Origin of the sequence: Microcoleus sp. bin38.metabat.b11b12b14.051 (genome assembly GCF_013299165.1) — a bacterium.
GTDB lineage: Bacteria > Cyanobacteriota > Cyanobacteriia > Cyanobacteriales > Microcoleaceae > Microcoleus.
The window spans coordinates 45,350-66,032 of record NZ_JAAFKD010000005.1; the positions used below are offsets into that span (position 1 = coordinate 45,350).

20 protein-coding genes are annotated in these 20,683 nt (G+C 45.7%); 10 read left to right on the forward strand and 10 right to left on the reverse strand.

Annotated elements, in window-relative coordinates; translation table 11 throughout:
* Window positions 1–2: 2 nt before the first annotated feature.
* The 7 genes from QZW47_RS07665 to rpmH form a co-directional block, all read right to left on the reverse strand.
* Window positions 3–1,511, reverse strand: coding sequence for an AAA family ATPase (locus tag QZW47_RS07665; protein ID WP_293125716.1), 1,509 nt, complete (start codon window positions 1,509–1,511; stop codon window positions 3–5).
* Between the two features lie 264 nt (window positions 1,512–1,775).
* Window positions 1,776–2,294 (reverse strand): YceD family protein, encoded by a 519-nt coding sequence (locus QZW47_RS07670; protein ID WP_293125718.1) that lies wholly within the window; start codon window positions 2,292–2,294, stop codon window positions 1,776–1,778.
* A gap of 261 nt (window positions 2,295–2,555) precedes the next feature.
* On the reverse strand, window positions 2,556–3,029 hold the full coding sequence (locus QZW47_RS07675) for a R3H domain-containing nucleic acid-binding protein (RefSeq protein ID WP_293125720.1): 474 nt from the start codon (window positions 3,027–3,029) through the stop codon (window positions 2,556–2,558).
* Between the two features lie 8 nt (window positions 3,030–3,037).
* Window positions 3,038–4,186 (reverse strand): membrane protein insertase YidC, encoded by a 1,149-nt coding sequence (gene yidC / locus QZW47_RS07680; RefSeq protein ID WP_293125722.1) that lies wholly within the window; start codon window positions 4,184–4,186, stop codon window positions 3,038–3,040.
* Between the two features lie 203 nt (window positions 4,187–4,389).
* Complete coding sequence (locus tag QZW47_RS07685) at window positions 4,390–4,782, reverse strand: PH domain-containing protein (protein WP_293125724.1); 393 nt, start codon at window positions 4,780–4,782, stop codon at window positions 4,390–4,392.
* Window positions 4,769–5,158, reverse strand: a complete 390-nt coding sequence (rnpA, locus tag QZW47_RS07690; RefSeq protein WP_293125726.1) for a ribonuclease P protein component — start codon at window positions 5,156–5,158, stop codon at window positions 4,769–4,771. Before rnpA ends, QZW47_RS07685 begins: the two co-directional genes overlap by 14 nt.
* Window positions 5,159–5,205: 47 nt before the next feature.
* Complete coding sequence (gene rpmH / locus QZW47_RS07695; protein ID WP_006632320.1) at window positions 5,206–5,343, reverse strand: 50S ribosomal protein L34; 138 nt, start codon at window positions 5,341–5,343, stop codon at window positions 5,206–5,208.
* An 869-nt stretch (window positions 5,344–6,212) separates the two neighbouring features.
* Here rpmH and QZW47_RS07700 point away from each other — a divergent pair.
* Window positions 6,213–6,545, forward strand: a complete 333-nt coding sequence (locus tag QZW47_RS07700; protein ID WP_293125739.1) for a hypothetical protein — start codon at window positions 6,213–6,215, stop codon at window positions 6,543–6,545.
* On the opposite strand, the gene QZW47_RS07705 is transcribed toward QZW47_RS07700, so the two are convergent.
* Window positions 6,538–8,217 (reverse strand): HlyD family secretion protein, encoded by a 1,680-nt coding sequence (locus tag QZW47_RS07705; protein WP_293125741.1) that lies wholly within the window; start codon window positions 8,215–8,217, stop codon window positions 6,538–6,540. The genes QZW47_RS07700 and QZW47_RS07705 overlap by 8 nt on opposite strands.
* Window positions 8,218–8,380: 163 nt before the next feature.
* Window positions 8,381–8,851, reverse strand: coding sequence for a MarR family transcriptional regulator (locus QZW47_RS07710; RefSeq protein WP_293125743.1), 471 nt, complete (start codon window positions 8,849–8,851; stop codon window positions 8,381–8,383).
* A 300-nt stretch (window positions 8,852–9,151) separates the two neighbouring features.
* Between QZW47_RS07710 and QZW47_RS07715 the strand changes: the two genes are divergently transcribed.
* The 8 genes from QZW47_RS07715 (at window position 9,152) to QZW47_RS07750 (ending at window position 19,583) form a co-directional block, all read left to right on the forward strand.
* On the forward strand, window positions 9,152–9,814 hold the full coding sequence (locus QZW47_RS07715) for a class I SAM-dependent methyltransferase (RefSeq protein WP_293125745.1): 663 nt from the start codon (window positions 9,152–9,154) through the stop codon (window positions 9,812–9,814).
* A 150-nt stretch (window positions 9,815–9,964) separates the two neighbouring features.
* Complete coding sequence (locus QZW47_RS07720) at window positions 9,965–11,413, forward strand: hypothetical protein (RefSeq protein WP_293125747.1); 1,449 nt, start codon at window positions 9,965–9,967, stop codon at window positions 11,411–11,413.
* A 21-nt stretch (window positions 11,414–11,434) separates the two neighbouring features.
* Window positions 11,435–12,145 carry a M15 family metallopeptidase gene (locus QZW47_RS07725; protein WP_293125749.1) on the forward strand — a complete coding sequence of 237 codons (711 nt, stop codon included), beginning with the start codon at window positions 11,435–11,437 and terminating at the stop codon, window positions 12,143–12,145.
* Window positions 12,146–12,504: 359 nt separating this feature from the next.
* Window positions 12,505–13,578, forward strand: a complete 1,074-nt coding sequence (locus tag QZW47_RS07730; RefSeq protein ID WP_293125751.1) for a glucose-1-phosphate thymidylyltransferase — start codon at window positions 12,505–12,507, stop codon at window positions 13,576–13,578.
* 99 nt (window positions 13,579–13,677) lie between these two features.
* Entirely contained in the window at window positions 13,678–14,280 is a 603-nt protein-coding gene (locus QZW47_RS07735; RefSeq protein ID WP_293125753.1) for a hypothetical protein, read from the forward strand.
* 155 nt (window positions 14,281–14,435) lie between these two features.
* Window positions 14,436–16,565, forward strand: a complete 2,130-nt coding sequence (locus QZW47_RS07740; RefSeq protein ID WP_293125755.1) for a glycosyltransferase — start codon at window positions 14,436–14,438, stop codon at window positions 16,563–16,565.
* 129 nt (window positions 16,566–16,694) lie between these two features.
* A complete protein-coding gene (locus tag QZW47_RS07745) occupies window positions 16,695–17,765 on the forward strand; it encodes a glycosyltransferase family 1 protein (RefSeq protein ID WP_293125757.1) in 1,071 nt (356 codons plus the stop codon).
* A gap of 735 nt (window positions 17,766–18,500) precedes the next feature.
* The gene (locus QZW47_RS07750; RefSeq protein WP_293125759.1) at window positions 18,501–19,583 is read left to right on the forward strand and encodes a glycosyltransferase family 1 protein; all 1,083 of its coding nucleotides are present in this window, start codon (window positions 18,501–18,503) and stop codon (window positions 19,581–19,583) included.
* A gap of 171 nt (window positions 19,584–19,754) precedes the next feature.
* On the opposite strand, the gene petG is transcribed toward QZW47_RS07750, so the two are convergent.
* Entirely contained in the window at window positions 19,755–19,874 is a 120-nt protein-coding gene (petG, locus tag QZW47_RS07755) for a cytochrome b6-f complex subunit V (protein WP_015174208.1), read from the reverse strand.
* A gap of 180 nt (window positions 19,875–20,054) precedes the next feature.
* Here petG and QZW47_RS07760 point away from each other — a divergent pair, with 180 nt between their 5' ends.
* The gene (locus tag QZW47_RS07760; protein ID WP_293125773.1) at window positions 20,055–20,435 is read left to right on the forward strand and encodes a c-type cytochrome; all 381 of its coding nucleotides are present in this window, start codon (window positions 20,055–20,057) and stop codon (window positions 20,433–20,435) included.
* The last annotated feature ends 248 nt before the right edge of the window (window positions 20,436–20,683 follow it).

The following is a 20,683-nucleotide window of genomic DNA, read 5'->3' on the forward strand; positions in this document are numbered from 1 at the left end:
GACTATCCCTGAATCCGGCGGCTCAAACTGCCGTATCTAGAAGCAAGGCGAGCTTTTCCAGCAGCAGCCCAATCTTGCAAAAATTGGATTTGCTCGCTCGCCGTTCGGGCTAAGGGCACCATCTGACTCGCTGATTCTAAAATATCATCAGTAGTAAAGTCTCGATTTTGGCTAAACCCAATGTGCATGGCTTCAATCAAAGTTTGCTCGATTTCGGCTCCTGAAAAATCAGGAGTTTCGTAAGCCAAGCGCTCTAGATCGTAGTTTTTGATGCTGTGCGATCGCAACCGCAACAAATGTACCTCAAAAATCGCCCGCCGTTCCTCCTGACTTGGCAAACCTACAAAAAATATTTCGTCAAACCTGCCTTTTCTGAGCATTTCCGGCGGCAAAGACTGAATGTTGTTCGCCGTAGCGACGACAAACACCGGCGAAGTTTTTTCAGCCAACCAAGTAATAAAAGTCCCGAACACGCGGCTGGTTGTCCCCGAATCGCCTTTACCATCCAATCCCGAAAAAGCTTTGTCAATCTCGTCAATCCACAGCACGCAAGGCGCCAAGGCTTCCGCTAGCTGAATCATTTGTCTGGTGCGCGATTCCGATTCCCCGACTAATCCGGCAAACAAGCGCCCGACATCCAACCGCAGTAAAGGTAAATGCCAGTGGTGGGCGATCGCCTTTGCGGTTAATGATTTGCCTGTACCTTGAATTCCCACTAACAACAAGCCTCTGGGATGTGGCAAACCGTATTGCCGCGCGCGATCGGAAAAAGCACCACCGCGCCGCAGCAGCCATTCCTTGAGATTGTCCAAACCGCCGATATCGGAGATGTTTTCGCGGGCTGGGTAAAAGTCAAGAATTTGAGTTTGGCGGATGGTTTGGCGTTTTTCTTCTAAAATAAGTTCCGCGTCGTCGGGATGCAGTTCGCCTCTGGTGGCGATCGCCTTTGCCAAGACTCGGCGAATTCGTTCGATCGACAAACCTTGACAGGAGCGCACCATTTCGTCCAGCAAACGCCCTTCTATGACCTGTCCGGTAGCCCCTAACAGTCTTTCCACCTCAATTTTTATTTCCGCCGCCGCAGGCAGGGGAAACTCCAAAACTGTGATGACTTCGCTGAGGTCTTCGGGAATCGAAATTGTCGCAGACACGATGACAATATTTTTGGGCACAGATTTGAGGAGTCTCGCCAAATTCCGCAGCTTGCGGGAAATCGAGACATCTTCTAAAAACCGCTGAAAGTCTCGCAAAATAAAGATTGCTGGTGCAGAGGCGGGCAATTTTTCGAGAAACTCTAAAGCTTGTAGCGGGTTGCGCTTGCCAAAACCCGCATCGTTGGGATTGCCTTGGTAGCCATCTACAAAATCCCAGATGTAGACGGCGCGAGAACCCTGTTTTTTGGCGCATTGGGCGATCGCGACTTCTACGCGCTCTTCTTCCCGTGTGGGAATGTAGATTAGGGGGTAGCGCGATCGTAGCAGCAGTTCAAACTCGTCGCTAAAAATAGTCATTAGTTATTAGTCATTTGTCAGTTGGCAGTAGGCAGTTGGCAGTTGTCAGTTGGCCGTGGTAATTGGTAAATTGGTAATTAGTAATTAGTAATTAGTAATTAGTAATTGCCATTGAGAACTAAGGGACTTGCGTATAAATAAAATCTCAGCCATGCAATTGTCTTGTCGAAGGAGCAACAAACTGATTGGTATAGTATTAAGCTGGAAGCCCCTAATAACTGCCTACTAACAACTGCCTACTGACAACTGCCTACTGACAACTGCCTAAGGCAACTGCCGTTTAAGTGCTGCCAGAGATGCCCAGCGACTGTCCGATACAGATTCTGAGATTTCTGTCTCTTCTGCATCATTCTCATTTAAATCTATTCCCTGACATTCAACATCGCATAGCTGTTTGTGTGGCAGTTCCAAACACAATTGTTGGTACACCCAATCAGTCGGAGAGAAATAGCCTGTGGGAGATAAATTTTCCACCAAATCTTCTAAATCAACTTCAAATTCTCCTGAACTTGCATCAGGCTCACTCACTTTCTCTTCGAGCCAAATTATTTCCGATGATTGGATTTTTAAACGGTGATTGTATTGTTTCAGGCATCTGTGACAGCTAAGAGTCACAATTGTTTCAGCTTTCGCCTTCACATCGAGAAAATTCCCTTTGTGAGTAACTTGCAGTCGCCCCCGCACCGGAGTCAGAGTTTCTAAGTCGGGGATAATTTCTTCAAAATCAATTACCTCTTTCCGCTCAGTTTTTGTGAGTAGATGAGGGATATAAATTGTCTCCATAATCATCATCTTTCGCCGTTTTGTTATCCTGAACTCAAGGTAAAAGCCAGTCGATTTTAGATTTTAGATTTTAGATTGACTTCACAGATGAATCTGGGAGCTTAGCTTAAACAAAAGTCTAAAATTTGGCGATTTCCACACCTAGAGAGTCGGGGGCTTGTACCTGTTTTTGGGTGGGTCAAAAGTCAAAAGCCAAAAGTCAAAAGGAATAGCTCATTTTTGGCTTTTTCCTTTTTCCTTTTTTCTTTTTTCTTGTCACCGTCAGCGCAGACGCACTACCAAACGCCGATCGCTATCTTGTCCTTGACTGTAAGTTTCTATATCCTCACATTCGCTCAAAAAGCTGTGGACTTGACGGCGTTCTGCCGAAGAGAGCGATTTGAGTTCTACTTCCGCTCCCGTCGATCGCGCTTGCTCTGCTGCATATTCTGCCATCGATCGCAATTCTGCTTGTCGGCGGATGCGATAGCCGTTTAGTTCGACTGTATAAGCAATCGGTTCATCTGATTCGTGAGCGATGTTCGCAACTGTGTTGCAGAGGTACTGAATGGCATCTAGGACATTACCGTCTGGGCCAATTAATATCGCAACTTGTTCGGGCGTGAGATTGGTTTCATCTATTGTCATCCAATAGCAATCATCTTGCTGTTGGCCTACCACGTTAGAGGGAATTGCGGACAGTTTTAGCAATTCTTCTAACCATTGCTGTCCGCGCTGCATTTCTGAGTCTTTCATTTTAACAATCAAGCCTTTTTCTTAGTACGGCCCGGCTCGAAGGGAAGTGCATCTAATCCCTGTTCTTTTTTGGTTTTCGCCTCTGCTTCGTCCACGATTTTTTGGAGGTTTTCGGGCAGTGGTTCTCTGGACAAAATAAACGATTGAACTGTTTGGAAGATGTTCGCAATCAGCATATACATCAACACGCCAGCGGGGAGCGGGAAGAACAAAAACATCCCCGAAAATATTACAGGTGTCAGTTTGTTGACTGTAGCCTGTTGGGGGTTGTCGTTTGGCCCTTGTGCTTGTCCCGAAAGAGTTTGGTTGATGTACAAACTGATGCCGAAGCCGAGGATCATCACTAAAATATCCCAGTGGATTGTACCGTCTGAGTCGATCGCGCCCACGCGGCCTAGAGCTTCGATAAACAGGAATCCTTTGTTAGTAGCCAATCCGGGGATTGTGCCTTGAACTGTGGCTTCACCGGGCGCTAAAGCCACGATGTTGCCCTGTTCGTCTACCTTCACAAATTCTTCGCCTTTGATAACTTTCCAGCGGGGAACAAAGTCAACTTCGCTCTTGTTTTCGGCCGCTAAAGCTTCGAGAGGTTTGCCCTCTGGGGTCTTAAATTCAACCTTGGTTGTATCGCCGACTGCGAGTTTGTCACCTGCTGGAATCACGCCCACAACTGGAGCGTGAAATGTACCCGTCACGTAAATATTTTGTGGAGGCGTAGCAAAGGCTTGCGGTTGAACAGTTTCGATTTGTTCTTTCGGCAAAACTTGGACGTTGACGCTGTAATTTACATCAGAAAAAGGCGAACCCCTCAGCGTTGCAAACAGTGCAAATAGCACCGGCATTTGCAATACTAACGGGAAGCATCCTGCTAGAGGATTGCCAAATTCTTTGTATACTTTGCTCATTTCTTCCTGCTGTTTGGCAGGATTTTCTTTATACAGTTTTTGAATTTGATCTACTCGCTCTTTCATCAACGGCTGCGCTACTTTCATGCGCCGCATATTGCGAAGAGAGCCTGCATTTAGAGGATATAGAGCAAAGCGAATCACCAGCGTCAGAGCTACGATCGCTAAACCATAGCTTGGCACGATCCCGTAGAAAAAATCTAGGATCGGCAGCATGAGGTTGTTGGAAAGAAACGAGATACCAAAATCCATTCGCTTTGAGTTAATTTAGGTGCTCTTTGTTTGCTGTTGAGAACTATTTTTACCCGCTGAATGCGGGCCGTCTCAACTTTTAGGCTGTTGTCTCTATCTTAGGACATTGCCTGTCGATCGACCGCCCGCTACCTGGTTCTTGTAATGAGCAAAGCCAATACTGCTAATGACTTCAGCCTCTAATCAGGGTGAAAGCGGTGAGGTTATTTACCTGGAGTCGCGTTAGCTTTTTGAGCTGCTGCGGGAATTTTTTCGTTAATGTAGTCATACATTGCTCGAAATTTCGGAATCGATCGCAGTTCCAAGCGGCTGCCATTTTTCAGGGTCAGCACCATATCTCCGTAACTGCCGAAACCCCGAGGTACTGTGACGATTTTGACTATATCTGAGTAGATAACGTCTGTGCGTTCGCGCCCCATCCAACCGCTAGTTACGGATACTCGGCGGCTGGTAATCCGGTAGCGCAGCCACAGCGCCCGGACAATTGATCCTACGGCGAGGGGGATTCCTACCACAGTCAGCCCCAGCAGTAAGTTGATAATCAAGTCTCCTGGCGCGGGGCCGCCTTCATAATATACTTCCTCACGAATTCCCATTTAATACCTCGGCTTCTACCAACAACTGCTCTAATTCTTGCAGAATTTCTGCATAATTGCACTCTTGTGCGATCGGACGCACGACAATTACTAAATCCCACCCGAATTTTAATCTGGGCAATAGCTGTCGCAAAGCAGCACGAATCTGGCGCTTGATCCGGTTGCGGACTACAGCGCGCTTGCTCACCTTGAGACTGATAGAAATGCCTGTGCGAGTTGGCTGCAAGGATTTCTCGGCCGAGGGCTTGCTTGATTCGACGCTTTTGGGTTTGCGTAGAGCTCTCAAGCTGAAATGAGCGGAGTTGCGGCGCATTCCCTTGCGGTAGACGGCGCTGAAGTCTTTTCGGTGCTTGAGTCGGTTTGTAGGAGGCAACATGGCGTTGGGCGATCGCGATCATCGGCTTCTCAACCAATAGTGCAGTGCTAGACTGCGAGGCGGTGGCGACCTTTGCTGCGGCGGGCTTTGATTACCAATCGACCGGTTGCGGTGCGCATTCTGGCGCGAAAACCGGATGTTCTTTTTCTTTTGCGGCTGGTTCCGTGCAGGGTTTGCTGTGTCATTTCGATTTCTCCCGGCTTGTTACTTTACTTTTGATTAATATTCACAATCTTCTAGTGTACCATAGAGTTGTTTTATTGGCAATCTTTTTGAAAATAGTGATATAATGAGGTTTTAATATTGTTGTTTTTAGGGAAAGATAATCACAACTACTTCCAGTAATGAGCCGACGCTAGCAGATGTTATTCAAAAGCTAGACAAGCTAGACAAGCTGTCGGCTGATGTTGAGAAATTATCGGCTGAGGTTGAAAAATTTAACGACAAGTTCGACAACTACCAGAAAGCTACGCAGTGGGTTGTGCAGCTTGCTTTCAGTCTGATTGCAAGTGCGACTATTACGGTGATTATTACTTCGATTCTCCGCCGATGAGAAGTTTGGGTTGGGCGACGAGATATCGACGCTATTCCAGGTTTATTGGGCTGTGCATAATCTCCAGAAACCGGGTTTCTTCCCAGATACTCGTCACGCCACCAAAATTATCGCAGAAACCCGGTTTATTGGGCTTTGCATAATTAAGGAGAAACCGGGTTTCTTGCCAAATATCTCGTCACCCAACCAAAATTATCGAAGAAACCCGGTTTCTTGGCCTTTACATAATCTCCAGAAACCGGGTTTCTTGCCAAATATCTCGTCACCCAACCAAAATTATCGAAGAAACCCGGTTTCTTGGGCTTTGCATAATTAAGGAGAAACCGGGTTTCTTGCCAAATATCTCGTCACCCAACCAAAATTATCGAAGAAACCCGGTTTCTTGGCCTTTACATAATCTCCAGAAACCGGGTTTCTTGCCAAATATCTCGTCACCCAACCAAAATTATCGAAGAAACCCGGTTTCTTGGGCTTTGCATAATTAAGGAGAAACCGGGTTTCTTGCCAAATATCTCGTCACCCAACCAAAATTATCGAAGAAACCCGGTTTCTTGGCCTTTACATAATCTCCAGAAACCGGGTTTCTTGCCAAATATCTCGTCACCCAACCAAAATTATCGAAGAAACCCGGTTTCTTGGGATGTGGATAATCTCCAGAAACCGGGTTTCTTCCCAGATACTCGTCACGCTACCAAAATTATCGCAGAAACCCGGTTTCTTGGGCTGTGGATAATCTCCAGAAACCGGGTTTCTTCCCAGATACTCGTCACCCAACCAAAATTATCGCAGAAACCCGGTTTCTTGGGCTGTGGAATGAATGCTGAGTTTATTTGAGTTCAACGTTTACGGTAGCAGACATCCCAGGTGCAATTCGCGATTCATAACCTTTAATGCTTTCGGCATCAAATACAACTTTCACCGGAATCCGTTGGACTACTTTAGTGAAGTTACCAGTCGCATTGTCTGGAGGCAATAAGGAAAATTGAGCGCCAGAAGCTGGGGAAAAACTATCGAGACGGCCTTCAAATTTGCGGGAGCCAAAAGCATCTAATTTGATTTCAACTTTTTGCCCTGGTTTCATGTTTGCTAGTTGCGTTTCTTTGAAGTTGGCAACTACCCACAAATCGTTGCTGACGATCGCCATTAAGGGAGTTCCAGACTGCACCCGCTGCCCGACTTCAACGGATTTGCGGCCGATTTGTCCGGCGGCGGGAGCGGTGATATTGGCGTAAGAAAGTTGCAATTGAGCATCTTTAACCGCAGCTTCCGATTGGGCGATCGCAGCCTTAGCAGCATCGTACTGCGATCGACTGACTTTAGTTTGCTCGCCCGTAGCTTGAGCCTGTTGCAATCCGCCCTTCGACGCAGCAAGTTTGGCTTCGGCGGTGCTGATTCCTTCTTGGGCTACGGCGACTTTAGCTTGAGCGCTGGCGATGCCGACTTTAGCCTGGGCTACTTGGGCTTCGGCTTGTTTTACTCCTTCCCGAGCTTGGGCGACTGCTGCTTCGGCTGCGGTGACGCCTTCTTTGGCTTGAGCTAACCTGGCTCTAGCTTGGGCAATTCCTTGTTGGGCTGCGGTGGTTTGGCCCATCGCTACTTCGTAGGCTGCTTTCGATGCGTCTAGTTGCTGGCGGGCGATCGCCCCTTCTTGCTGCAAGCTTTGATATCTTTGATAATCGGCTTGGGTTTTCACCAGATTAGCTTGCGCTTGCACTAACTGAGCTTGCGCCGCGGCAATACCCGCTTCAGCTTCCGTCACTTTGGCTTGTGCTTGGGGAATTCCAGCTTCAGCTTGGGCAACTTTGGCGATCGCTGCGGGCACGCCAGCTTCTGCTTGGGCGACTGCGGCTTCTGCCGCGGGTACGCCTTGTTGGGCTTCTCTAATTGCCGCTTGGGCGGTGGAAATGCCAGCGTTGGCTGTGCCGATATCTCCTTGGGCTTGGGCTGTTTTGCCTTGGCTGGTTTGAGAAGCTAGGGCAATATTGGCGGAGGCTGCTTCGGCTTGGCGGCGGGCGTTTTCTAAGGCTGCTTGAGATTGTTGCAGTTTAACTTGGTAGTCGCGGGGGTCGAGTTTAATCAGCAGTTGTCCGGGTTTTACTTGTTGGTTGTCTTCTACCAAGACTTCGCCGACAGTACCGTTGATGCGGCTGCTGACTTGGTGGATGTGTCCGGCTACTGTGGCGTTTTCGGTTTCTTGGTGGATGGAGGCGTATTGCCAGTAGTGGTAGCCGAAGTTGCCCGCGGCGGCGATCGCCCCGATGCCCAGCGCTGCTAAAATTATCGCTTTGGTGGGCTTTTTCTTGGGTGTTGGCGGCACCGGTAGGGGTGCTTGGATTTCTGTTTCTGGGCTGGTTTTGAGTTCGGTAGGGGCGCTGACTTCTGTTTCTGGTGCGGGGATTACTGGCAGGCTTTTGGCTATGGTGTCGTCGTGAGGCTTTTCTAAGATCGCTACTGCTTTGCCGTTGCCGTTGAATTCTGCTGGGTTGATTTCGTTTGTGCCTTTCATCGTATTTGACTCCTGATACTTTAGTAAGATGTCGTTTGTTTAGGGTACGTAGTTTTTATTTAGTAAGACTGCTTGTTTTAAGAGTGCGTAGTATTTTTCGGTTATTAGTAATGTAGTGGAGGTAGATGCTGCTGCGCTTCCGTCGAAAGAGCGATTTTTCGGTTTAGGACAAATTGACGATCGCCCGATCGATCAATTGGGAGAAGAGTTGGCGATCGGCGTCGGAAATTCCAGTCATCGACTTCTCTCTGATATCTGCTACTAGCGGCGGCAGCACGTCTTGCAGTTCCCTACCTGCATCTGTCAGCCAAATTCGCCAAATCCGCCGATCGCGCGTGTCTCTCTCCCGGCGGACTAAGCCTCTTTCTTCCATGCGATCGAGTACGCCTGTCAGTGTCCCGCCTACCTGTTGCAGTTTGTCACCAATGCTGGAAGTTGGCAAACCGTCTTCTTGCCACAAGCAGCACAGCACCAACCAGTGAAACGGTGTCAGCCCAAAGGGTTCGAGTGCTTCTTGCAGCCTGCGAGTCCCTAGCTGTCCCAGCAGTTTGATGCGGTACCCCAGGCTGTAGGGGGCGAGAACGTCGTGCCACTGAGCTAGATTTGTGCGATCGACAGTGGATGTAGTAACCATATGCTTATTACTTAGCGTTCGTACTATCAGTGTAAGATGTTTTTTTTGAGCTGTCAAGGGTATCTAAGGTTTTTTGGGCTCTGCGGGCTCTCCGGCTCGTTCCACAATACCTAAATTTTGCAGTAACACAGGCCCCAGAGCCTGTGCTCAAACAGGTTATTTAGGGATGTGTCGCCTTCAATACTATTGTCGATCGCACCCTCAATCACCCTAGTGCCGGATCTCCGCCCTCGGAAGTGTGTTTACAATTCTTAATTTTTTTTAAACTAGAAAGGGTAAATCTGATTTGCGATGGAATTTATGTTGCTTCCAGCCTCTAAGCGTACCAAGTTAGACGACACAGACGACCTTTTGTTCTATTCCTCTCCCCGGTTTGTGACGCACGTAGACGAGGGATTCATTCAGCAATTAACCGAATTGTATCGGGAACGGCTGAAACCGAATACTCGGATTTTGGATATGATGAGCAGTTGGGTGTCTCATTTGCCGGAGGAAATGGAATTTGCCCATGTCGAAGGACACGGGATGAATGAAGCAGAATTGGCAAAAAATCCCAGACTGAATCATTATTTCGTGCAGAATTTGAACGCAAATCCCAAATTGCCACTGCCAGATGCAGAGTTTGACGCGGTTGTCAACTGCGTTTCGGTACAATATTTGCAGCAGCCGGATGCGATTTTTGCGGAGATTCACCGGATATTGAAGCCGGGGGGCGTAGCCATTATGAGCTTTTCTAACCGGATGTTTTATCAAAAAGCAATTGCTGCTTGGCGCGAAGGCTCGGAGAGCGATCGGGTAGAATTAGTCAAGGGTTACTTTGATTCTGTCAAAGGAGCTAATATACCCGGATTTAGCAAGCCGGAAGTAATTGCTAAACAGTCTAGCTTGCCGAGTTTTATGCAAATGCTGGGGATCGGAGGCGGCGATCCGTTTTACGCGGTAGTTGCTTACCGCCAAAATTAATAATAGGAGGGTGGGGCTTCGTTGGCAAGCAACACGAACTAAAATGTGAATAGGGGAAAATCCTTGCTCTAAAAAATGCCAACCATCTTAATCTTGTAAGGCGATCGCCATCGGGTCGCCTACCTATTATTCTATTCAACCCCAAAAACAATGGAATTTGTAAAACGATTAAAGCAGATAAAAGTGGACAAGTATGTCACAGTTTTTGTGATGTATTTTTTTTTGCTGGCTCTGCTAACAAAATCAGATATTCAATCTGTGGCTGATGCTTCCAGAATAGCTACTGTTAAGTCTTTGGTGGAATATCAAACTTTTACGATCGATAACTCTCAATTTGACAACTCCCCCTTATTTACGATCGACAAGTATTTTTACAACAACCACTTCTATTCGGATAAACCGCCACTGCCAGCACTTATGGGGGCTGCGGTTTATTTTTTGTTAAATAAAATCTGCGGTATTGATTTGTCGAATAATTTGGAATTAACTTATTATTTAGTGACCTTAAGTACGGTGGGAGTCCTATCTTGTATAGGTTTAGTTTATTTTCACAAAATTTTGCTCGAAATATTTGATATAAAGGAAGCGTGGGCTAATATAACAACATTTTTGGCAGGCACAGGAACTCTGATTTTGCCTTATTCACTTACATTTAACAATCACAGTCTGGCTGCCGTATTCCTGATAGCCAGTTTATACTACTTGTTGAAAATTGAATCCGTAGAAATCAGGAATGTTATCCTTTGCGGTATTTTGGTGTCAATGGCAGGGAATGTGGACATCACGTGCTTTTTGTTTATGCCTTTTTTTCTAGTTTTTTATACAAGCAAATCTATCAAGCTGGTATTTGTATTTATTCTATCATTTATTCCTTTATTAGGAATTTACTTATTGTTAAATATATATCTTTCTGGCAGTATAGTCCCCCCCGCAATGAATTCAGCGCTGTGGGAATATCCTGGCTCTCTTTTTAACAAGGAAAATTTGTCTGGACTGGTGACACAGAAGAGTTTTTTAGGGACGATGAAATATGCCTTTACTTTGTTTTTAGGCAGTCGAGGATTGTTCTCGCATACTCCTCTTCTGTGCTTCTCATTTATGGGTGTTATAGCAATTTTGAGACAAAGAATATTGCCGTACAAAATCCCCTACCTTTACGGTCTGGTAGCCTCTCTAGCTTTCATGCTAATGTATACATTTAGGACAGTTGGGTACGGTGGGTATTCCTACGGCGTCAGGTGGTTTGTGGCTCCTATGTTTATATTGTGCTTGCCGTTAAGTCATCTCGCAAACCAAGTTAGAAGCTCGCGATTGCTGAAAAAGTTTTTTGTAGTTATTGCCAGTATGTCGATCGCAATTGCTCTGGTGGGGACTTACAATCCCTATCCCAACGATTCTACCGGGAAAGTAAGCCTTGGGGGCAGTTATATTTCGGGATATACATTTCTGGTTAATGCCAATAGCATCGCCAATAACTCCTCAGTTATGTATAAAATTAGCTTAGGCGTCAGCGGTGTCGCAATATATTTTATGTTTAACAGGTTATTGAAAAGATTCAAGCAAACTCAAAATATCCCTGCCGACGATAATGTAGTGTAATGCAGCAAGGCAATCTAAATTATGAAACCATATCAGCAAATCGCGATCGATGAATGCGGCGAGCCTTTAGTGCCAATTCCCCCTGAACATTTTGCCTTTGAAACGCCACACGCTTATCAAAAGTTGGGTGCTCCCTATCAAAACAGCAAAGCAGATTCGCCTTTCTATTTGCGGCAAGGAGTTGTAGATAGTTTGCTCTCCGCTAAAATGCAACTACAGCAAAATTATCCAAATTGGCAAATTCTGATATTTGACGCTTACCGGCCCGTGGAAGTCCAGCAATTTATGGTCGATTATACTTTTAATCAAATTGCCGTAGCTCAAGGCTGCGAATTTCCGGTTTCCGAAGACAAACGGCAAGTAATTATAGAACACGTATATCAATTTTGGGCGGTACCGAGCATGGATCTGGCGACGCCTCCCCCTCACAGTACGGGTGCGGCTTTAGATGTAACTTTGGTGGATGAAAATCAGCGACAAATTGATATGGGTTCTGCGATTGATGAAATATCGGAACGTTCTTATCCGGATTATTATGCAAATAGCGATGAGCCGCAAAAACAGGAATATCACCGCCGCAGGCAAATATTAAGAGAGGCGATGGTAGCTGCTGGTTTTCAGCGGCATCCTAACGAATGGTGGCACTTTTCTCTGGGCGATCAGATGTGGGCTTGGTTGACAAATCAAAACAATAGTGGTAGTCAAGTTGTGGCCCGATACGGCCGCTATTAAACCCTTTGAGGTTTTATATTTGAGATGACTGAATGCTCGATCGCCATAAATCATTTGGATAGCAACCGCCAAGACACTGAGAACGTCCTAAATTGCTGAAACCCTAGCTTTTATTAAGCCTTCCTTCCTTCCTTCTTCCTTCTTACTTCGGTCAACTGTCAATTGTCAACCATCAACTGCTTTCGGAGTCAACTGTCAACTTTCGGAGTCAACTGTCAACTATCAACTGTCAACTGTCAACTGTTCCAGGGAGGCTATTGCCAGCGGGGTAGCGGTGCTTTAAGATTAACGATAGCGAACAAGTGCAGGCAAATTCAGCCAGCACCGCAAACCCTAAAGGATAACTCAGAGTTCACCCAATGAAAGCACTCATCCTCTCTGGCGGCAAAGGAACACGCTTGCGTCCCCTCACCTATACGGGTGCTAAGCAGTTGGTTCCTGTGGCAAATAAGCCGATACTGTGGTACGGAATTGAAGGCATTGTGGCGGCTGGGATTACGGATATTGGGATTGTTATTAGTCCCGAAACCGGGGAAGAGGTGAAGGCGAAAACAGGAGACGGCTCTCGCTTCGGTGCAAAAATTACTTATATTTTGCAATCAGAACCGGCGGGACTGGCTCACGCGGTGAAAGTTGCCAGACCATTTTTGGGCGATTCTCCGTTTATCATGTATTTGGGAGATAACTTAATTCAGAGCCAGCTCGATCCGTTTTTAGAGAACTTTAATCAGCAAAAGCTAGACGCTCTAATTTTGCTGCGTCCAGTTCCCAATCCCTCTGCTTTTGGTGTTGCTAAAGTAGATGAAAACGGGCGAGTTTTGCAGTTAGTAGAAAAACCTAAGGTTCCGCCGTCTAATTTAGCACTGGTGGGGATTTACTTTTTTGCTCCTAGCATTCACGAGGCGATCGATCAAATTCAACCTTCGCCCCGCGGCGAGCTGGAAATTACCGATGCCATCCAACAGCTCATCAATGAGCAAAAACAGGTAGAAGCCTGCAATTTAGAGGGTTGGTGGCTGGATACAGGTAAAAAAGACGATTTGCTGAGTGCAAACCAAATCATTTTAGATAGCTGTGTCGTAGCTTCAACGGAATTAAAAGTAGACGCTAAAAGTCAAATAATCGGGCGAGTGCAAGTAGGTGAAGGCACGGAAATCATTAATTCTACAGTTCGCGGGCCTGTGGTAATTGGGGAAAATTGCCGCATTGAAAATAGCTTTATCGGGCCTTACAGCAGTATTGCCGATCGCGTGACGATGATTGATGCTGACATCGAACACAGTGTAATCTTGCAAGGGGCGAAAATAGTTGGCATTCACCAGCGGATTGTTGACAGCGTGATCGGACAGCGAGCACAACTTACTAACGCCCCGCCGCGTCCGAAAGCTCTGCGGTTTATGATCGGTGATGACAGTCAAATCGAGCTAGTTTAAATTGACATTGGCACTATTTTCCCAAGGGCAATTTACGGGATAACGCGCAGCTTGTAGGGCGCGCAACGCGCACCCATTGACGGAAAGAAAATTCACTAGATGCGGCGCCACAAGCGCTTTACAGTCACGGGATGGTGCTTGTGGCGCACCATAATAAAAGGAGGGGGAAGATTGCAGTACGAAGAAATACCAACTCAACAAATCATAGATAAATTGCGGCAAACTTTGGAGCCGCGAATTGGTATTGCTGAGCTGCCGCTGTCTGCAAGAGTAAATAGTCGAGTTCGAGATGAAGATGACGAAGATATCGCGCTGTTGAAGAGCGGTTTCGATATTTACAACGTCCCAATTACATCTTACCAAAGGCGCCTCGGTTCTGCGGTCATAGCCGTGAGAAAAATAGTCCGCAAATTGCTCAGGCCCGTACTGGAACGACAAGTTATTTACAATTTTGCTAATACCCGCGTCGTGCAAACGTTGAGCATACAATTGCAAAAATTGCAAGAAAATCAACAAACTCTCGAAAAAAAAGTTACTTCGGAATTCAGCAGCGGATTTCCCGAAGTTAAAGTACAGCTTGAGACTCAACAAAAGGCGATCGCCAGTTTTCAGTCTGAAATAGAGCAAATCAAAGCAGTACAGCAGCAACATACTGCTATTTTAGAGGAGATTGCCGCTCAATTGCTCGATCGACCGCAATAAAAAATCAAAAATGACCCTAAATAATTCGATCGCCAGCCCAGGATTCATTCGCAATTTTGCAATGCTTAAATAAAAAAAATCCAATAATTCAATTCTTCAATTATTAAATCCTAAATAATTCAATCTAAAATCCAAAATCCAAAATCCAAAATCGAATGACTTTACTGCCAATATGCTCGTTTATTATAGTCAACTATAACGGGCTGCGCCACACCAAAGACTGCTTAAAATCTCTCCAAAAACTTGCGTATCCCGAACAGCTCATCGATTTAATTGTAATTGATAATTGCTCAGCAGACGATTCCGTTACTTCCCTCCGCGAACTGTTTCCCAAAGTTCAGATTTTTGTGAATTCTGCCAACAACTTCGCCAAAGCTCTCAACTTCGGCATCAGCGAAGCAAAAGGGCAATACATCTGCTTCCTAAATAACGATGCAACCCTTGACCGTCACTGGCTAGAAATATTAATTAAACGCCTAGAAAATGACAAAAAAGTAGGTGCAGCTAGCGGTAAATTGCTGTTCAAAGATGGGCGAATTAACAGCGCCGGAATTCAGCAATTACCTAATTATTATTGGCAAGATGTCGGCTTTGGCGAAAAAGATGCGGGACAGTACGATACAGAAAGAGAAGTCGAGGGGCTGTGTTGGGCGGCGGTGCTTTTTCGCAGGGAATGTCTGGAAGATGTCGGGCCGATTGATGAAGATTTTGTGATGTATTTTGAAGATGTAGAGTTTGCCAAACGCTGTCACAAACGCGGGTGGAAAATGCTTTATACTCCCGCAGCTATCGCCCATCACGAGTATAGGGGTTCGAGTAAAGGTAGCAAACTCACCGAGTATTTCTGCAACCGCAATCGTTTTTTGTATTTGGCGAAACACGAACCGTTGCAATTAGTTAAAGCAATTCACACTTCTGATTTTTTTAGTAACAAGCAGTACGATTTGCTGTTCGAGAGTTTATTTGTCGCGATTAAAAAACTGCTAGATTATCAGAAACCGGAAATTGTCGCCGCGGTAGTGCCGCAATTGGCCGAAAAGTTGGCGGTGATTTACAGCCGCAGCAAGATCGATCGCATTTTACCTCGATTGCAGGTGGTGCGGGGCGATCGCAAAATGTCGATCGCAATTTACGATCACGGACTGCATTTTATCGGCGGCGGGCAAAAATACGTCGCTACCGCCGCTTCGCTGCTGCAAAATGAATTTGACATTACCTTCATCACCAACAAACCCGTTGCTGTTTCCGACTTAGAGTCGTGGTACGGGCTGAATCTTTCAGGCTGCAAAATTAAACTTATTCCCTTGGAATTTTACGAAAAACGCGCAATGCAGTGCATCGATTCCAGCATCATCGCCGACGATATGGAAAATCCTTTCGATGAAATTGCCAAAGAAAGCAAAAATTACGATATTTTTGTCAACGCGAATCAACTGGAAAAAGTAAAACCGCTATCGCCTATATCAGTATTTTTCTGCCACTTTCCCAATACTTTTCGGAACTCTCACTTTGCTGTGGATGACTACACCTTTATTATTGCCAACAGCCAATTTACTATCAAGTGGTTGGACAAACGCTGGAACTTGCAGCCAACTTTTTTGCTGTATCCGCCCGTGGAAATGGCAATAGCTAAAGTACCAAAAGAAAAGATAATTTTAGCTGTGGGACAGTTTGAAGCTGGGGGGACAAAAAAGCAAATTGAGTTAATCGAAGCTTTCCGCAGCTTGCTAACAAATTATCCAGTAGAACTTCAGGGATGGAGGTTGATTTTAGCTGGTAGCAGCGTTCCCAAAAATCCTTATTTAAAGACGGTGCAGAATTTAGTGAAGGAAGATGCAAGGGCGATCGAACTCCAAGTCAATGCAGAGTTAGATGAGATCAAATCGCTTTATGCTAGATCCAGTATATTTTGGCACGCCTGCGGTTTGGGCGAAGTCAATCCTCAAAGGTTTGAGCATTTCGGGATGGCGACTGTCGAAGCAATGCAAAATAGTTGTGCTCCGATCGCCTTTTGTGGCGGTGGACAACCGGAAATTGTCGAACACGGGCGATCGGGCTTTTTGTTCAATAGCGTTGAACAACTGTGCCAATATTCACATCAACTAATTGTCAATCCCGATTTGCTAGCAGAGCTTCAAGCTAGCGCGCAGCAACGCAGTCAGAACTTTAGACTGGCACCTTTTGAGAAAAAAGTCAAGAGTTTTTTTGAGATTATTCACCAAGAGTATGCTACAATTCGGCTGCCAAATCCTGCTGATATTGCTCAAATGCTCGATCGACCTTAAGCATCCAGATATCGATCTGGGTAATAACGCGGCAGAAATGTAGACGGCGTTTCAACCGCGCCTAAATCTGGCATCAACCAGATTTGATATCAAATATCGATTAATAAAAAGTTAATTTATTCTCAAAACGTGTCCAATCCACTGTTAATTAATTTATCCTTTCTAACTGCCGAACCCACGGGAATCGGGACTTATGCAGCTAATCTTTTTCCCCAACTTCAAAAACTAGAACCAACTTTGCTGACTTCCCAGCAAATAGACGATTATAGTTGCTATAAAATCCCAGACAACATTACACCGGATCGAGGGCCAAAAGCACAAATCAACAGACTGCTGTGGACTCAATTTAACTTGCCTAAAATCTACCGCGAATTGCAGTCAAACCTGATTTTTTCCCCAATACCCGAAGCACCTTTATATTCCCAATGCCGCTACATAGTCACAGTTCATGATTTAATTCCTTTGCGGTTCCCGCAAAAATTATCTCGATTAACAGCTTATTTTCGGTACTACATACCGCAGGTTTTGCGCCAAGCAGAACACATTATTTGCGATTCAGAATCAACAGCAGCGGATGTTGCTAAATATTACAAAATTCCGCATCAGAAAATGACGGCAATTCCCCTAGCTTGTGATAATATTAACTTTAAATATCTCGATTTGCCAGCTAAAAACTATTTTCTGTATACCGGCAGACACGATCCTTACAAAAACTTAGAAAGATTAATTGCTGCATTTGCGAGTTTAGCCGATCGCGCAAATTACGAATTGTGGCTAGCCGGGCCTCCCAACGCCTACACGCCGCAGTCGATCGCCCAAGTAGAAAAATTAGGCTTACAATCTTCCGTAAAATTTCTCGGTTACGTTCCCTATTCGCAATTACCCGTACTGATGAATCAGGCGATCGCCCTAGTATCTCCCACACTCTGGGAAGGCTTCGGCTTGCCAATTTTGGAAGCAATGGCCTGCGGTACACCAGTCATCACATCCAACCTGTCATCAATGCCAGAAGTAGCCGGAGATGCGGCATTATTAGTCAATCCCTACAGCATCGGGGAAATAGCAGCAGCCATGCAAACAGTAGCGACAGATTCAAAAGTGCGATCGAACTTAAAAAAAGCTAGCTTAGGGCGATCGGCAGAATTTAGCTGGCAAAAAACCGGAAAAGCAACCGCCAAAATCCTACAACAATATCTTTAGAAAAAATCAGTCTAAAATTAAGGTTTGTAGTGCGGACTTTAGTCCGTATTAATCTGAAGAAAAAGGACTAAAGTCCTCACTACCAACCTTGATTTTTGTTTGTAGTGCGGACTTTAGTCCGTATTAATCTGAAGAAAAAGGACTAAAGTCCTCACTACCAACCTTGATTTTTGTTTGTAGTGCGGACTTCAGTCCGTATTAATCTGAAGAAAAAGGACTAAAGTCCTCACTACAAGCCTTGATTTTTGTTGGAGCGTGCGGACTTCAGTCCGTATTAATCTGAAGAAAAAGGACTAAAGTCCTCACTACAAACCTTGATTTTTGTTTGTAGTGCGGACTTCAGTCCGTATTAATCTGAAGAAAAAGGACTAAAGTCCTCACTACAAGCCTTGATTTTTGTTGGAGCGTGCGGACTTCAGTCCGTATTAATCTGAAGAAAAAGGACTAAAGTCCTCACTACAAGCCTTGATTTTTGTTGGAGCGTGCGGACTTTAGTCCGTATTAATCTGAAGAAAAAGGACTAAAGTCCTCACTACAAACCTTGATTTTTGTTTGTAGTGCGGACTTCAGTCCGTATTAATCTGAAGAAAAAGGACTAAAGTCCTCACTACAAACCTTGATTTTTGTTGGAGCGTGCGGACTTCAGTCCGTATTAATCTGAAGAAAAAGGACTAAAGTCCTCACTACAAGCCTTGATTTTTGTTTAAAATTGTCCATCCTCATATTCCGTGCCAAATGCCAAACTCCCAATCCAACCTACTAATAAATCTTTCCTTCCTAATTTCTCAACCAACAGGCTTAGCCATCTACGCCAAAAACCTATTCCCCCACCTAAAAACCCTCAACCCAACCTTACTCACAGCCCAAAACTTCCCCAACAACAACTGCTACAAAATCCCCGCCAACCTCACACCAGAACAAGGAACCAAAGGACACATCAACCGATTGCTGTGGACGCAAACCCAACTCCCCAAAATATACAAACAGCTAAAATCAAACCTCTTATTTTCTCCAATTCCAGAAGCACCTTTATTTGCCGGATGCCGCTATATAATTACAGTCCACGACTTAATAGCCCTGCGATTTCCCCGCCGCTTCGATCCGCTGGCAATTTATCACCGCTACTACATTCCGCAAGTGCTGCGACAGGCGGAACATATCATCTGCGATTCCGAATCAACTGCTAACGATATCATCAATTTTTGCAAGATTCCAAGTTCTTTAATCTCGCGAATTTTTCCCGGCTACGATGCCAGTTTTTTTAAGTTTTTAGACTTACCAACAAGCAATTATTTCCTTTATATGGGCCGCCACAATCCTCATAAAAACGTGCAGCGAGTTGTCGCAGCCTTTGCGGCTTTACCCAATAATTCCGAGTACGAATTGTGGATTACAGGATCGGAAGATAAACGCTATACGCCGCTGCTGAAGGCGCAGGTTGCAGAATTGGGATTGTGCGATCGCGTAAAATTCCTCAATTACCTCCCCGCGGCTGATTTGCCGAAAGTCATCAACCGGGCGATCGCCCTAGTATTTCCCAGTCTTTGGGAAGGATTCGGTCTCCCGGTGCTCGAAGCAATGGCTTGTGGAACTCCTGTCATCACCTCTAACCTGTCTTCCATGCCCGAAGTGGGGGGGGAGGGGGCTTGGTTAGTCAATCCCTACAGCGTCCCGGAAATCGCCTCTGCTATGCAACAGCTTGCTACTGATAGCAAAGTTCGATCGCAGTTGCGGGAGCTCGGTTTGGCCAGAGCAAAACAATTTAGCTGGGAACAGACAGGGCGCGAAACTGCTGCTATTCTCGATCGATACAGTTGACAGTTGACAGTTGACAGTTGACAATTGACAGCTTTAGTCAGTTGACAGCGGACAGTTGACAGAAGCCAGTTGACAGAAGCAAGAGGGCAGAGGGAACGAGATTTTCCTACGATCGCGATCGGACACTCGCCCCCTCGCCCCCTCGCTTCACCAAGGGACTGATAGACCCTTTTACTTGTTGATACCCAACTGATCGCCGCGCTTGTACTGCTGATAAGCAGCAAAAAACAGCCCCGAGAGAGTAACAAAGATTAGACCCAGAACAATACCTGAAAGCAGCGGTTCTACCATGAGAGCTCCTTAACGTTAAGATTTAACAATCTATTTTTAATATTACCAGCACTTATACAGATGAATTTTCACAAAACCACCATTCAAGAGTTCTGAAAGCTTGCTCTCCCCGCTGCGAAGGATTAAGCTATGTTATGAGAAATAAATTTTCTTGTAGATACTATTTTTAATTGAAATCCTTTGAATCACCAACTTGCCAGGAATGAAATTAAAAACCCGATCGAGCGACTGGTCATATTTGCGATCGCGGTGTTGCTTGCCATCATGTTGGCGAGCATGACCATCCGTCAGTTTCAAGTCGCAGAGCCGTATGTCAAAAGCGTCCTGTCCCTGACAGGCAACCAGTTTCAGGGTTCTGCCATTTTTCAAATGAACTGTGCAGGCTGTCATACATTGGTTTCAGACAGCCAAGTCGGGCCCAACCTGCACGGAGTGTCGCAGCGCAAATCCGAATTCGAGCTGATCCGCCAAGTCACCAGCGGGCGAACCCCACCCATGCCACAATTTCAGCCCAGCCCGCAAGAAATGGCCGACTTGCTGAAATATCTCCAACAAATTTAACCAAAAAAAGGGCAACAATATTCGTTCCCTGGCTGCGGATTGTCAGGTAAGGAATGAAAATTTAATAACTTGCACAAGTTTGTGGGGTGGGCGGGAGAGCCCGCACTCTTACAAGGGCGGGCGTCCCGCCCACCCCACAATAACAATGAAAATTGTAAGTTATATCAAATCCGGTTGCATAGGAATTATTAATCTCTCTATTCTCTCTCTGTGTCCTCTGCGCCCTCTGCGGTTAAATCATTCCGATA